Annotated in this window: 10 protein-coding genes; 6 read left to right on the forward strand and 4 right to left on the reverse strand. The window is 66.3% G+C overall.

From position 1 onward, the window contains the following. The first annotated feature begins 223 nt into the window (after window positions 1–223). From ompR to G9C89_RS13820, 3 genes are all read left to right on the forward strand, one after another. Window positions 224–958: an osmolarity response regulator transcription factor OmpR gene (gene ompR, locus G9C89_RS13810; RefSeq protein ID WP_172148882.1), complete on the forward strand. Its 735-nt coding sequence runs from the start codon at window positions 224–226 to the stop codon at window positions 956–958. A 96-nt stretch (window positions 959–1054) separates the two neighbouring features. Next, window positions 1055–2368, forward strand: a complete 1314-nt coding sequence (locus G9C89_RS13815; protein WP_172148884.1) for an ATP-binding protein — start codon at window positions 1055–1057, stop codon at window positions 2366–2368. Window positions 2369–2517: 149 nt separating this feature from the next. Next, window positions 2518–6321, forward strand: coding sequence for a bifunctional diguanylate cyclase/phosphodiesterase (locus G9C89_RS13820; protein ID WP_172148886.1), 3804 nt, complete (start codon window positions 2518–2520; stop codon window positions 6319–6321). A 50-nt stretch (window positions 6322–6371) separates the two neighbouring features. Here G9C89_RS13820 and rimK read toward each other — a convergent pair whose 3' ends face one another. Further along, window positions 6372–7277: a 30S ribosomal protein S6--L-glutamate ligase gene (gene rimK / locus G9C89_RS13825; RefSeq protein ID WP_172148888.1), complete on the reverse strand. Its 906-nt coding sequence runs from the start codon at window positions 7275–7277 to the stop codon at window positions 6372–6374. Continuing rightward, window positions 7274–7741, reverse strand: coding sequence for a retropepsin-like aspartic endopeptidase RimB (gene rimB, locus G9C89_RS13830; RefSeq protein ID WP_172148890.1), 468 nt, complete (start codon window positions 7739–7741; stop codon window positions 7274–7276). Before rimB ends, rimK begins: the two co-directional genes overlap by 4 nt. A gap of 115 nt (window positions 7742–7856) precedes the next feature. Between rimB and G9C89_RS13835 the strand changes: the two genes are divergently transcribed. Then, entirely contained in the window at window positions 7857–8264 is a 408-nt protein-coding gene (locus G9C89_RS13835) for an RNA-binding S4 domain-containing protein (protein ID WP_172148892.1), read from the forward strand. 400 nt (window positions 8265–8664) lie between these two features. After that, entirely contained in the window at window positions 8665–9318 is a 654-nt protein-coding gene (locus G9C89_RS13840) for a dioxygenase family protein (protein WP_172148894.1), read from the forward strand. Window positions 9319–9322: 4 nt separating this feature from the next. Here G9C89_RS13840 and G9C89_RS13845 read toward each other — a convergent pair whose 3' ends face one another. After that, window positions 9323–11164 carry an SLC13 family permease gene (locus tag G9C89_RS13845; protein WP_172148896.1) on the reverse strand — a complete coding sequence of 614 codons (1842 nt, stop codon included), beginning with the start codon at window positions 11162–11164 and terminating at the stop codon, window positions 9323–9325. Between the two features lie 240 nt (window positions 11165–11404). Between G9C89_RS13845 and G9C89_RS13850 the strand changes: the two genes are divergently transcribed. After that, a complete protein-coding gene (locus G9C89_RS13850; RefSeq protein ID WP_172148898.1) occupies window positions 11405–12268 on the forward strand; it encodes a type 1 glutamine amidotransferase domain-containing protein in 864 nt (287 codons plus the stop codon). A gap of 248 nt (window positions 12269–12516) precedes the next feature. On the opposite strand, the gene G9C89_RS13855 is transcribed toward G9C89_RS13850, so the two are convergent. Continuing rightward, window positions 12517–13701, reverse strand: coding sequence for a BaiN/RdsA family NAD(P)/FAD-dependent oxidoreductase (locus tag G9C89_RS13855; protein WP_172148900.1), 1185 nt, complete (start codon window positions 13699–13701; stop codon window positions 12517–12519). Window positions 13702–13911: the final 210 nt, after the last annotated feature.

A 13911-nucleotide genomic window follows, 5' to 3' on the forward strand; every position in this document is an offset into this window, starting at 1 on the left:
TAGAGCGGCGCATTATAGCCATTAGCGGCAAGCTGCAAGCCATAAGCAGCAAGACGGGGTTGTTGGGGCCAGCCGGTTTTTCAGCCTGAGCGGGCTGGCGGCCTGATATGACAAATCTGCTAACAATGGCTGCACCGGTGATCGCGGTGGCTGAGCCATAATGCCGGCATTGGAAACTGTTCACGCCCGACGGGCGGCGCAGGTTCTCGGTCTAGGAGCTTCTATGAGCAGCACTGCACTTCCGCTTGAAGGCGAGAAAATTCTGGTTGTCGATGACGATGCCCGCTTGCGGCGCCTGCTCGAGCGCTTCTTCGAGGAGCAGGGCTACCGCGTGCGCACGGTGGAAAACGTCGAGCAGATGGATCGCCTGCTGGCGCGCGAGCTGTTCCATCTGGTGGTACTCGACCTGATGCTGCCGGGCGAGGACGGCCTGTCGGCGTGCCGCCGGTTGCGCGCGGCGAACAATCAGGTGCCGATCATCATGCTCACCGCCAAGGGCGACGAAACCAGCCGTATCCAGGGCCTGGAGCTGGGCGCCGACGACTACCTGGCCAAACCCTTCAACCCGCGCGAATTGCTGGCGCGGATCAAGGCCGTGCTGCGTCGCCAGGCCCCGGTGGTGCCGGGCGCGCCGGGGGCCGAGGACGAGAGCGTGAGTTTCGGCGAGTACGAGCTGTCGCTGGCCACCCGCGAGCTGAAGAAGGGTGACGAGGTGCACATGCTCACCACCGGCGAGTTCGCCGTGCTCAAGGCCCTGGTCCAGCATGCGCGCGAACCGCTGACCCGGGACAAGCTGATGAACCTGGCCCGTGGCCGTGAGTGGGACGCCCTGGAGCGCTCCATCGACGTGCAGATCTCGCGCCTGCGCCGCTTGATCGAGCCGGACCCGTCCAAGCCGCGCTATATCCAGACGGTCTGGGGCGTGGGTTATGTGTTCGTGCCGGACGGCAATAAATAACCTTGCTCGTGTGCGGACCGATGTAGGAGCCAGCTTGCTGGCGATCTCGCTATCCAATCGCTAGCAAGCTGGCTCCTACAGGTGTTATTTCGTCTGATGAAAACCCCGCTGTGGTTCCCGCAAAGCTTCTTCGCTCGCACCCTCTGGCTGGTGCTGATCGTGGTGCTGTTCTCCAAGGCGCTGACCCTGGTTTATCTGATGATGAACGAGGACGTGCTGGTCGACCGCCAGTACAGCCACGGCGCGGCGCTGACCCTGCGCGCCTACTGGGCGGCGGATCCGGAGGATCGCGCGACCATTGCGGCGGCGGCGGGGCTCAAGCGCACGCCCCACGACCAGGTGCCGGCCAGCGAACAGCACTGGCCCTACAGCGAGATATTCCAGCGGCAGATGCAGGCCGAACTCGGTCCCGAGACCGAGGTGCGGGTTCGTGCGAAAAGTCCGCCGGCGCTGTGGGTGCATGCCCCGACGCTGGGCGAGGACTGGCTGCGGGTGCCGCTGTATCCGCACCCGCTGCGCGGTCAGCGGATCTGGAGCGTACTGGGCTGGTTCCTCGGCATCGGTTTGCTCTCCACCGCCGCCGCCTGGATCTTCGTGCGCCAGCTCAGTGCGCCCTTGAAACGCCTGGTGTTCGCTGCCCGCCAGCTCGGCAAGGGCCGCAGCGTGCGCCTGCCGGTAAGCGATACGCCGAGCGAGATGGCCGAGGTCTATCGCGCCTTCAACCAGATGGCCGAGGACGTCGAGCAGGCCGGCCGCGAGCGCGAGCTGATGCTGGCCGGGGTGTCCCACGACCTGCGTACGCCACTGACCCGCTTGCGCCTGTCCCTGGAGCTGCTGAACAACGATTCGGAGCTGACCGAGGACATGGTCCGCGATATCGAGGACATGGACGCAATTCTCGACCAGTTCCTCGCCTTTATCCGCGACGGTCGCGACGAGCCGCTGGAACAGCTCGACCTGCTCGAATTGATCCGCGAAGTGGTGGCGCCCTATAACCAGCAGCGGGAGCTGGTGCGCCTGTGCCTGGAGCCGGTGCCGATCTTTCCGCTGCGGCGGGTATCGATCAAGCGCCTGCTGGTCAATCTGATCGAGAACGCCCTGCGCTATGGCGGCAATGCGGTCGAAGTCGCCGTGTCGGTGTCTGGCGACAGCAGCGCGCCCTACGTCGTGCTCAGCGTGCTCGACCGCGGCGCCGGTATCGATCCGACCGAGCTGGGCAGCATCTTCAATCCCTTCATCCGCGGCGACCGCGCCCGCGGCGGCCAGGGTGCCGGGCTCGGCCTGGCCATCGTCAAGCGCATCGCGGCCCTGCACGGCGGCAGTGTCGAGCTGCGTAACCGCTGCGGCGGCGGCCTGGAGGCGCGGGTCTGTCTGCCGCTGGGGCTGCTGTTGCCGCGCGACGCGGTTTAACCGGCCGCTGAAGAACGATTGAACTACGCTTCGTCACGACCGCTGCTGCCTTGCCTCGACTGTCTCGCCTGGATTTTTCAACGGTCTGTTCAGCATGGGCATCTGCTGCGCTGAACTATGCTGATGCAGCGCATTGACATGAGGTCCGCATGCCCGTCGTTTCCGACCGCTTGCCCATATGGACGTGGTGGCTGCCGCTGCCGATCTTCCTTATGGCTACCTGGCTTGCCCTGGCGACCCGTTTCAGCGACGCGGCGGCATTCTGGCACCTGTCGTTCGCTCTCGGGCTGGTGGGATGCTTGTGGTGGGGGCCGCGGGTGCTGCTTGCGCTGTACCTGAATGCGCTGTTGAGCATTGCGCTGTGGCAGCTGGAGTGGCAGTGGGCCTTGGTATATGCGCTGCCGGAAACCCTTGGTGTTGGCCTGGCCTGGCTGTTGTTGCGCGGGCGCGCCTTCGACGTGGCCTTGCCCGATCTCGCGCACTTGCTGCGTTTCGCCGGGCTGGGGGTATTGCTGCCGGTGGCGTTGCTGGTCGTGGCGGGGCAAAGCCATCTCTGGTTGCGCGGCCAGCTGGCGGGACCGGACTGGATGACCGCCAGCCTTGCCCTGTGGCTGGCCGATTGCCTGATCACCCTGGCGATTGCCACGCCGCTGTTGACCTGCCTGAGCCCCTGGCTGCGCCGGCGTGGCTGGCTGCACGGCCCTGGCCGCGATGACGCGGGCCTCATGCCGGCGCCGCAGGTGCTGGGCCAATTACCGCCCTGGCCGCTGTTGCTGCTGTTGCTGGGCGGCTTGCCCTGGTTGCTCGAGCTGTTGCCATTGACCCTGAACCTGCCGCTGATCGGCGTGATGATGCTTGGTCTGGCGCTGGTCTGGGGCTTTGCCGGCGCACTCTGCGCCGCGCTGTTGAGCGCTTGGATGGTGCTGGTGTGGCCATTGCTGCGCGGCTTGGCCGAGGCCGCCAACTGGCTCGATCCGCAGCGTCTGGAATGGCACCTGAGCCTGTTGCTGTTGATGCTCGCGACCTTGCTGGTTGGCCGCAGTCTCAGCGACCTGCGCCTGGCGCTGGGGCGTAGCGCGCTGACGCAGCAGCAGTTGGCGCTGGCCAGCCTGGCCCTGGAGGCCAGTCCGCTGGGTGTGACCATCGTCGATGCCCGCCAGCGCGATCTTCCGGTGATCTACAGCAATCCGGCCTTCGCGCGCCTCAGCGGATACAGCCGTGAGGAGAGCCTGGGCAAGGATTGCCGTTTCCTGTTGCGCGACGATCACCAGCAACGCGAGCTGTCGCGGCTGCAGCAGGCCTTGCGGCAGGGCACGGCCTGCCAGGTGGTAGTGCGCAACTACCGCAAGGACGGCCAGCCATTCTGGAACGAGCTGATGCTCGCGCCCATGGTCGACGCGCAGGGCCTCGGCCATTTCGTCATCCTCCAGCATGACGTCAGCGCGCGCGAGCGGATGGCCGCGCAAGTCACGGCGCAGCGTGAGGAGTCGCTGCGCCAGAGTCACCTGTTCAGCCAGACCGAGAGCATTGCCGACCTCGGCGGCTGGGTGCTGAACCTGGCGGACCACAGCATGTACTGGAGCGCGGGCTGTTTCCGCATCTACGAGCTGGATGCCAATGGCAGCGCGCCGAATCTCGAGCAGGCGCTCGATTACCTGGATGGCAGCGACCGAGCGCTGGCCGAGCAGACTCTGCAGTTGCTGTTCGCTGGGCGCGATCACTTCGATATCGAAGTGCGCCTGTCGACCGCCAAGGGCAACAGGCGCTGGGTGCGTCTCAAGGGCATGGTCGAACGTGACGGCCCGCAGTTGGTCCGGGTCTACGGCGCGATCCAGGACGTCAGCGGGCGCAAGTGCACCGAGCAGCAGTTGCACGAGCGTGACGAGCGCCTGCGCCTGTTCTTCGAGGCGCCGCTGATCGGCATGGCGCTGACCAATCCCAGCTTCGGCTGGGAAGAGGTCAACTTCAAGCTCTGCAGCATTCTCGGCCGTTCCCGCGAGCAGCTGCAGGCCTGCAGTTGGGCGAGCATCTCCCAGGCGGACGACCTCCGCGCCGAGCAAGCACTGCTCGATCAGGTGCTCGGCGGCAGCCGCGACGGCTATGAACTGGACAAGCGCTTTATCCGCCCGGATGGTTCGCTGGTCTACACCCGGCTGAGCCTGCGCGCGGTGCGGCATGCCAGCGGTCGGCCGAGCATGTTCCTGGTGCTGGTCGAGGACATCAGCGCGCGCCACGAGGCCGAGGCCCGTTATCGCACCATCGTCGAGCATGCACCGGAAGCCATCATGCTGTTCAGCCCGCGCGGCGGCATGCTCGACTGCAACGAGAATGCGCTGCGTCTGTTTCGCTATACGCGTGAACAACTGCTGGGCAAGAGCGTGCTCGACCTGAGCCCGCCGCGCCAGGCAGATGGCCAGGCCTCAGCCGATCTCGGCGGGGTCTATCTGAACCAGGCGATTGCCGGCCAGACGCCGGTCTTCGAGTGGCTGCACCGCGACAGCGGCGGCCGGCAGATTCCCTGTGAGGTGCGCCTGGTGCGCATGCCGGGCGAGCAGGTACTGATCCGCGGCAGCGTCACCGATATTTCCGAACGCCAGCGCTACCAGCGCGAGATCGAACGCCTGGCCTACAGCGACGAGCTGACCGGGCTGCCCAACCGGCGCTTGCTGCTCGACCGTCTGCAGCATGCGATGGACCGCGAGTTGCGGGAAGCCAGTATTGGCGCGCTGCTGTTCATCGACCTGGATCATTTCAAGACGGTCAACGACAGCCTCGGCCATCTGGTCGGCGATGGCTTGCTGCGTGAGGTCACGGTGCGCCTGGCCCGGGTGTTGCGTGCCGAAGATACCCTGGCGCGGTTGGGCGGCGATGAGTTCGTGGTGCTGCTCGAAGCCCTCGACGGCACCGCGGAGATCGCCGCGGGCTATGCGGCCATGACCGCGAACAAACTGCTGGACAGCCTCAAGGGCAGCTACTGGATCGACGGTCACGAACTGTCGATCAGCGCCAGCATCGGCATCGCCCTGCACCCGTTCGGTGCGCAGGTGGCGACCGATGTGCTGAAGCAGGCGGATACCGCCATGTACCGGGCCAAGAGTGCCGGGCGCAATGGCTTGTTCTTCTTCGCCCCAGAGATGCAGGCCGCCATCGACCAGCGCCTGCACTTGCAAAGCGAGCTGCGCCAGGCGATTCAGCGTGAGCAGATGCACCTGGTGTTCCAGCCGCAGTTGTCGCTCGCCAGCGGCCAGGTTGTGGGTGCCGAGGTCTTGCTGCGCTGGCGGCATCCGGAGCGCGGCGAGATCCTGCCCGGTGAGTTCATCGCCCTGGCCGAAGAGACCGGCCTGATCCTGGAACTCGGCAGCTGGGTGCTGGAGCAGGCGTGCGCGGTCCTGGCGCGCTGGCTGCCGGGCTGGCCGCAGGTGGTCCTGGCGGTCAACCTCAGCCCGCGCGAGTTGCGCCAGGTCGATTGCGTCGAGCGCATCCAGGGCTGCCTGCAGCGCTATGGCGTGCCGGCTCGCGCGCTGGAGCTGGAAATCACCGAAGGCGTGCTGCTCGAAGATGTCGAGCTGTGCATCACCAATATGCAGGCGCTGAGAACCTTCGGCGTGCGCTTCGCGATCGACGACTTCGGCACCGGTTATTCCTCGCTGACCTACCTCAAGCGCTTACCGCTGGACCGCCTGAAAATCGACCGCAGCTTCACCCAGGATCTGGCGGGCGACAGCAGCGACCTGATGCTGGTGCAAACCATCCTGATGATCGCCCACAACCTGGGCCTGGAATGCGTCGCCGAAGGCATCGAAAACCAGGCCCAGCTGGATACCCTGCGGCGCCATGGCTGTGCCCTGGGCCAGGGCTATCATTTCAGTCGACCGTTGGCCGAGCAGGACTTTCTGCGCTGGGTCGCCCGGCGCCTGCCGCTGCAGCCAGAAGTGGTGGCTCCGCAGGCGTAGCCTGGATCAGCCTTGCCGTAATCCGGGTTACGGGGGGCTGCAGCTCCGCCTCAGCCCTTGCCCTTGGTCCGGGTCAAGTGCGGGCCGCCGTTTTTCTCCAGGTACTGGATCACCAGGCTGGCGACATCCTTGCCGGTGGTGGTCTCGATGCCTTCCAGGCCGGGCGAGGAGTTGACCTCCATCACCAGCGGGCCGTGGTTGGAGCGCAGGATATCCACGCCGGCCACCGACAGGCCCATCACCTTGGCCGCGCGAATCGCCGTCATGCGCTCCTCCGGGGTGATCTTGATCAGGCTGGCGCTGCCGCCGCGGTGCAGGTTGGAGCGGAACTCGCCGGGTTTGGCCTGGCGCTTCATCGCGGCGATCACCTTGTCGCCGACCACGAAGCAGCGGATATCCGCGCCGCCGGCTTCCTTGATGTATTCCTGGACCATGATGTTCTGCTTGAGGCCCATGAAGGCCTCGATCACCGACTCGGCGGCTTTGGCGGTTTCGCAGAGCACCACGCCGATGCCCTGGGTGCCTTCCAGCACCTTGATCACCAGCGGCGCGCCATTGACCATCTGGATCAGGTCGTCGATATCGTCGGGGGAGTGGGCGAAGCCGGTGACCGGCAAGCCGACGCCGCGCCTTGACAGCAGTTGCAGCGAGCGCAGCTTGTCGCGCGAGCGGGCGATCGCCACCGACTCGTTGAGCGGGAACACCCCCATCATCTCGAACTGGCGCAGCACCGCGCAGCCATAGAAGGTCACCGAGGCGCCGATCCGCGGGATCACCGCATCGAAGCCTTCCAGTGGCTTGCCGCGGTAGTGGATCTGCGGCTTGTGGCTGGCGATGTTCATGTAGGCGCGCAGGGTGTCGATGACCACCACCTCATGGCCGCGCAGCTGACCGGCTTCGACCAGGCGACGAGTGGAATACAGACGCGGATTGCGCGACAGCACGGCGATTTTCATGGGGCACCAGAAAGGTCAGCAAGCGAGGGTTTGTCTTGAACGTAGGTCAGCGCCGGATTGACCACCAGTTGGCCATCGACCAGCGCCTTGGAGCCGAGCAGCACGCGGTAGCGCATGGTCCTGCGGCAGGTCAGGGTGAATTCCACAGACCACAGGCGGTCGCCCAGGGCCAGGTGGGTGCGGATCACGTAGCGGCTCTGCACATGGCCGGTGGAGCTCTTGATGTTCTTCAGCGTCACCAGCGGCGCCTCGCAGCGATGGCGACGCTGGACCAGAGTGCCGAGGTGGGCGGTGAAGCGCACCCAGTTCTCGCCATCGCGCTGGAACGGCTGGATATCGCTGGCGTGCAGGCAGGAGGTGCTGGCGCCGGTGTCGATTTTCGCGCGCAGACCGACCATGCCCAGGTCGGGCAGGTTGATCCATTCGCGCAGGCCGATCACGCTGAGATGGTCGAAGGTCTTCAAATTGGGCGAATTCCGTCAGGCCTGGTTGGCCTATAGTTGCGGGCATTCTAGTTGGGCCTTATGACAACTGCATCAGGCAAAATTCACTTGAGCTGCCGTTTCGATCGAGAGTGCAATGAGCAACAAAGCAGACGACAAAGAAGACGACAAGATACGCCTGGACAAATGGCTGTGGGCCGCACGTTTCTTCAAGACCCGCGCCCTGGCCAAGGCCGCCATCGAGGGCGGCAAGGTGCATTGCCGGGGCGAGCGCTGCAAGCCGGGCAAGGAGCCGCGGATCGGCGATGAACTGCTGATCCGCATCGGTTTCGACGAGCGCAGCGTGGTGATTCAGGCGCTCTCCGCGGTGCGCCGCGGCGCCCCCGAGGCCCAGGCGCTGTATAGCGAAACCGCCGAGAGCATTGCCCGCCGCGAACAGGCTGCTGCGCAGCGCAAGGCCGGCGCTCTGGGCATGCAGACCGACGGCCGGCCAAGCAAGAAGCAGCGCCGGCAGATCCATCGGTTTCGCGACGGCCAGGATTGAGAGCTTGGAAAAAACGCGCGTGACGGCGCTGGATATGTTCACAACCGCTGAGCACGACCCGCGATCCGTAGGGGGCCACTCGTCGCAGGCAGTGCACCATGGTTCCGGCACAACAGCTGGCGGGCTGTTGCTGCGCTCCGCACGGAACGCCGCCCGGACCGCCCTTCTACCCGCAGGCAGTTGCTGTAGCCCGGATAAGATTCGGGGAAGTCTGGCGCCTGAAAAGCCGCTCCCGGATTGCATCCGGGCTATGCGCTGGCCGCCTGGCTGACGACAAGGGCCCGAGACGGCCAGCATTGCGTCTGCTGTGGCCGCTGAGCGTGGCCCGGAGCAACACGCAACTGGGGACATAGCCTTCGGCTAGTCTGTAAACATCGCCATTGGAATCGCGGAGGCAAGCATGACCCTGTCACGCCTCAGTCGTCGCCGGGTGCTGGCCGGGCTCGGCGGCGGCAGCTTGCTGCTGGCCAGCCCGGGGCTCTTCGCCGAGCTGCTGTTGACCCCGGCGCAGACGCTTGGTCCCTTCTACCCCGACCAGCTGCCGCTGGATCAGGACAACGACCTGCTGCAGGTCGGCGACCGGCCGACTCAAGCCAGCGGCGTCGTGGTGCAGTTGCACGGGCAGATTCTCGATGCCCGTGGCAAGCCCCTCAAGGGCGCCCTGGTGGAAATCTGGCAGGTCGATAGCAATGGCATCTACCTGCACAGCCGTGGCGGCGAGCGGGACCGGCGCGACCCGAACTTCCAGGGCTATGGCCGCTTCGAGACCGCCAGCGACGGCCGCTACCGCTTCCGTACCCTACGTCCGGTGCCCTACCCGGGGCGCACTCCGCATATCCATTTCGCCGTGACCCTGCCCGGCCTGCCGCGTTTCGCCACCCAGTGCTACATCCGCGGCGAGCCGCTCAATCAGCGCGATGGCGTGCTCAATGCGATCCGCGATCCGCGCCTGCGCGAACGCCTGATCGTGCCCTTCGTCCCGGTGGCCGGTGCGCGCGCGGGCGAACAGGTGGCGCGCTTCGATATCGTCCTCGGCGTGACCCCGGAGTCCTGAGATCTTAAAGCGGCCAGACCAGCAGCAGCAGCGGCACACTGACCAGCACCACGAGAATTTCCAGCGGCAGGCCGAGGCGCCAGTAATCGCCGAAGCGGAAGCCGCCGGGACTGAGGATCAGGGTGTTGTTCTGGTGGCCGATGGGCGTGAGGAACGAGCAGGAGGCGCCAATCGCCACCGCCATCAACAGCGAGTCGGGGCTGACCCCGAGCTGGCTCGCCGCACTCAGGGCGAGCGGGCACATCACCGCCGCAGTGGCGGCGTTGTTCATGAAGTCTGTGAGGGTCATGGTCACCACCAGCAGCAGGGTCAGCACGATCACCGGGTTGCCTTGCGCCACATGTTCCATCAGTAGCCGTGCCAGCAAGTCCGCGGCACCGCTAGTGGACATGGCGCCAGCCACCGGGAGCAAGGCGCCGAGCAGGACGATCACCGGCCAGTCGATGGATTCGTAGATCGAGCGCAACGGCACCACGCGCAGCACCATGAACACCAGCACGCCAGCGGCGAAGGCCATGGCGGTCGAGAGCAGGCCCACGGCGGAAATCGCCACGGCCAGCAACATCACGCCCAATGCCAGGCCCGCGTGAGTCGGGTTGGGGATGGTGATGGCGCGGTCGGCCAGCGGCACGCAGGCATAGTCGCTGGCAAACTCGGCGATATCGCCCGGCGCACCCTGCATCAGCAGGACATCGCCGTGCTCGAACAGGGTCGAGCGCAGACGCTTGATCGACCGATGACTCGCGCGCGAGATGGCCAGCAGGTTGATGCTGTAGCGGCTCCGCAGGCGGGTACTGCGGGCCGAGCGGCCGACCAGCTGGGAATCGGGGCGCACCAGCAGCTCCTGCAAGACAATGTCGGTGTCGCCGCTGTCTTTCTTGCCGGTGTCTGCCCCAGGACTTTTGGCCGCGTCCTGGGTAGCGGCTGTGTTGCCCGCGTCGGCTTGCGCCTCCAGCTTGCGTTCGGCTTCCAGTTGCAGGCCCAGCTTGCCGAGTACCGTGCCGAGAGCCTCGGGTTCGGCCTCGATCACCAGCAGATCATCGACGCGCAGGAGCTGTCGTGGGTCGGGCACGGACAGGCGCAGATCGTTGCGCAGCATGCCGATCACCTGGGCGTCGGCCTCATCTAGCAACTGCTCGACTTCGCGCAAGGTCTTGCCGGCTGCCTTGGCCCCTGGCTTGACCCGCGCCTCGGTGAGGTAAGTGCCGGTGTTGAAGCTGGCGGCGCCGGCGACCTCGCGCTTGGGTACCAGGCGCCAGCCGAGCAGGGCGATGAACAGCACACCGGCCAGCGCCACCGCGACGCCAACCGGGCTGAAGTCGAACATGGCAAACGGCCCGGCCCCGCTCTGGGCGCGAAAGCTGGAGACGATCAGGTTGGGCGGCGTACCGATCAGCGTGGTCATGCCGCCGAGAATGGTGCCGAAGGCCAGCGGCATCAGCACCCGGCCCGGCGGCAGCCCCTGCTTGGTAGCAATCTGCAAGGCGATCGGCATCAGCAGGACGAGGGCGCCGACATTGTTCATGAAGGCCGAGAGCAGCGCACCCAGGCCGGTCAGTGCGGCAATCGAGAGCATCGGCCCGGCATTGCTGGGCAGCATGCGCTGGGCCAGCGCATCGATCACGCCGGTGACTTGCAGGCCGTGGCTCAACACCAGCACGCAGGCAACGGTGATCACCGCCGGGTGGCCGAAACCGTGGAAGGCCTGCTCGTCCGGTACCAGGCCGACCAGTACACAGGCCAGCAAGGCGGCGAGGGCGACCACGTCGTGACGCCAGCGGCCCCAGATGAACAGCCCGATGGTGGCGGCGAGGATGGCGAAGATCAAGCCTTGGTCTTGGGTCATACGGGCGGGCGATCCTTGGGCAAAAGGGTAGGGGCGCCGGAGGGGCATGGGGCCGTGTTTGCTTCCTGCTAGCTTTGTAGCAGAGCCTGCGCTGTACCGTCAGTTCAATTGCCGGCACCTGGTTTGTCCGCTTGCGGCCAAGGCCGTTCCTTTCCGGTCGCCAGCTTGGCCTGCCAGGCCACTCGACTGGCGAGGGCTGCCGCGACTAAGCTCGGGCCTTCGCCAAGGAGTGCCCGTGCCATGCCCGCCAAGACCGTTCTGATCGCGCTGCCGAACCGTGATTTCGATCCCAGCGAAGTCGCCGTCAGCTGGCAGCTGCTGCGTGCGGCCGGCCATCGGGTGCGCTTCGCCACCCAGGATGGCGAGCCGGCCGTTGGTGATCCGCTGATGCTCACGGGTGAAGGGCTGGACCCCTGGGGGTGGCTGCCCGGCTTGCGCCGCTTCAAGCTGCTCGGTTTGCTCCTGCGCGCCCGGCGTGACGCGCGCGAGGCCTACCGCGACTTGCTGGCGGACAGCGAGTTCCGCCAGCCGCTGCGCTACGCTCAGCTCGCCGTGGCGGACTTCGATGGCCTGCTGCTGCCCGGCGGACACTGGGCCCGCGGCATGCGTGGCTACCTGGAGAATCAGTGCCTGCAGGCGTTCGTCGGCGCCTTTTTCGCCAGTGGCAAGCCGGTCGCGGCGATCTGTCACGGCGTGCTGCTGGCCGCGCGCAGCCGCCGGGCGGATGGTCGTTCAGCGCTGTACGGACGGCAGACCACCGCCCTGACCTGGGCGATGGAGCGCAGCGCCTGGAACCTGACCCGTTTCTACGGCCGCTTCTGGGCGCCGAACTATTACCGAACCTACCTGGAGGCGCCGGGCGAGCCGGCCGGCCATATGAGCGTACAGGCCGAGGTCAGCCGCGCCCTGGCCAGCCCGGCGGATTTCCTCGAGGTGCCGGCGGCTGCACCGGACCACCTGCGCAAGACCAGCGGCCTGCACCGCGACAGCCCGAGCGACAGCCGTCCGGCCTGGGTGGTGTGCGACGGCAACTACGTCTCCGCGCGCTGGCCGGGGGATGTGTACAGCTTCGCCCGGCGGTTTATCGAGCTGTTGGCCGGATAAGGTGGGGGCTTCAGGGGTGTTCCGCGGCGCGCGGCATCTGCAATGATCGCGGCGGCGGACGCCAGGCGCCTGGTGGGCGCGGATTTATCCGCGATGCGCTTGCCCTCGTAGCGTCCGCTCGTGGCCAAGGCCCATTCCGTCAGGCCACGAGCAATTTGTGTAGGAGCCAGGGGGACGCCTAGTCCTTGCTGGCGATGCCGTTCGGCGAGTCGCCGTCGCGGCCAGGGCCCCTGCCACACAAGCGCGACTCAGACGTACTGCGCCGCCGCATAGCCCGAGGCCCAGGCCCACTGGAAGTTGAAGCCGCCCAGATGGCCGCTGACATCCAGCACCTCGCCGATGAAATACAGCCCCGGGCTTTTCAGCGATTCCATCGTTTTCGACGACACCTCGCGGGTATCGACGCCGCCCAGGGTCACCTCGGCGGTGCGGTAGCCCTCGGTGCCGGCCGGCACCAGTTGCCAGTCGGCCAGCTGCTCGGCAACCGCCTTGAGTTCGCCCGGGCTGTACTGCTTCAGCGGCTTGTTAACGAACCAGCTGTCGACCAGCAGCCCGGCCATCTTCTTGGTGAACAGCTCGGCGAGCAGGGTCTTCAGCTCGCTGTTCGGCCGTTCGCGTTGCTGCTCGGCCAGCCACTCGGGCAGGTCGATGTGCGGCAGCAGGTCGATATGCACGGTGTCGCCCGGTTGCCAGAACGAGGAAATCTGCAGGATCGCCGGCCCGGAAAGACCGCGGTGGGTGAACAGGATGTTCTCGCGAAAGCTCTGGCCGTTGCAGCTGACCAGACAATCCTCCACCGAGGTGCCGGACAGCTCCGTGCACAGCGCCTTCAACTGCGGATCGGTGAGGGTGAAGGGCACCAGCCCGGCGCGGGTCGGCAGCAGCGTATGGCCGAACTGCCTGGCCACCTGGTAGCCGAAGCCGCTGGCGCCGAGGGTCGGGATCGACAGGCCGCCGCTGGCGATCACCAGCGACGTGCAGCTCAGCAGACCAGCGCTGGTCTGCAACTGGTAACCGGCCTCGAGCTTGGCGATCTCGCTGACCGAGGTCTCCAGGCGCAGTTCGACCCCGGCCTGCGCGCATTCGTCGAGGAGCATGCCGAGGATGTCGCTGGCCTTGTGGTCGCAGAACAGCTGGCCGAGCTTCTTCTCGTGGTAGGCCACGCCATGCTTGCCGACCAGGCCGATGAAGTCCCACTGGGTATAGCGCGCCAGCGCCGACTTGCAGAAGTGCGGGTTCGCCGAGAGGAAGTTGTCCGGCTCGCAGTACAGGTTGGTGAAATTGCAGCGCCCGCCGCCGGACATCAGAATCTTCTTGCCGGCCTTGTTCGCGTGGTCCAGCAGCAGCACCCGGCGCCCGCGCCCGGCGGCGGTCAGCGCACACATCAAGCCGGCGGCCCCGGCGCCGATAATCACCACATCAGTCACTTGCACAGCCACTTCCCCACAACCCGACAGGCGCCGCGAGCGCGACGCCAAACAGCGCGCATCTTACCCGAAGCCGTCAGGCCGGTGAGGGCTGCGCGCCGGGCGGCCCTGAGCGGCTGGCGGCGGCAGCGGGAGAGCGGTGGAGCGGTTGCCCGATACAGGTCTTGCCGCTATCCGGTCGAATTCATAAAAAGCCGGCGTTCAATTGCGAAAGAG

The sequence above is a fragment of the Pseudomonas tumuqii genome, assembly GCF_013184545.1.
In the GTDB taxonomy this organism is placed as follows: Bacteria; Pseudomonadota; Gammaproteobacteria; order Pseudomonadales; family Pseudomonadaceae; genus Aquipseudomonas; species Aquipseudomonas tumuqii.

What these genes read in the sequence shown, in the direction of transcription:
- G9C89_RS13850 (WP_172148898.1), top strand. Translation starts at nt 11,405, where the DNA reads ATGCCCGCCAAGACCGTTCTGATCGCGCTGCCGAACCGTGATTTCGAT.
- G9C89_RS13815 (WP_172148884.1), top strand. Translation starts at nt 1,055, where the DNA reads ATGAAAACCCCGCTGTGGTTCCCGCAAAGCTTCTTCGCTCGCACCCTC.
- G9C89_RS13820 (WP_172148886.1), top strand. Translation starts at nt 2,518, where the DNA reads ATGCCCGTCGTTTCCGACCGCTTGCCCATATGGACGTGGTGGCTGCCG.
- G9C89_RS13845 (WP_172148896.1), bottom strand. Translation starts at nt 11,164, where the DNA reads ATGACCCAAGACCAAGGCTTGATCTTCGCCATCCTCGCCGCCACCATC.
- G9C89_RS13840 (WP_172148894.1), top strand. Translation starts at nt 8,665, where the DNA reads ATGACCCTGTCACGCCTCAGTCGTCGCCGGGTGCTGGCCGGGCTCGGC.
- rimK (WP_172148888.1), bottom strand. Translation starts at nt 7,277, where the DNA reads ATGAAAATCGCCGTGCTGTCGCGCAATCCGCGTCTGTATTCCACTCGT.
- G9C89_RS13835 (WP_172148892.1), top strand. Translation starts at nt 7,857, where the DNA reads ATGAGCAACAAAGCAGACGACAAAGAAGACGACAAGATACGCCTGGAC.
- ompR (WP_172148882.1), top strand. Translation starts at nt 224, where the DNA reads ATGAGCAGCACTGCACTTCCGCTTGAAGGCGAGAAAATTCTGGTTGTC.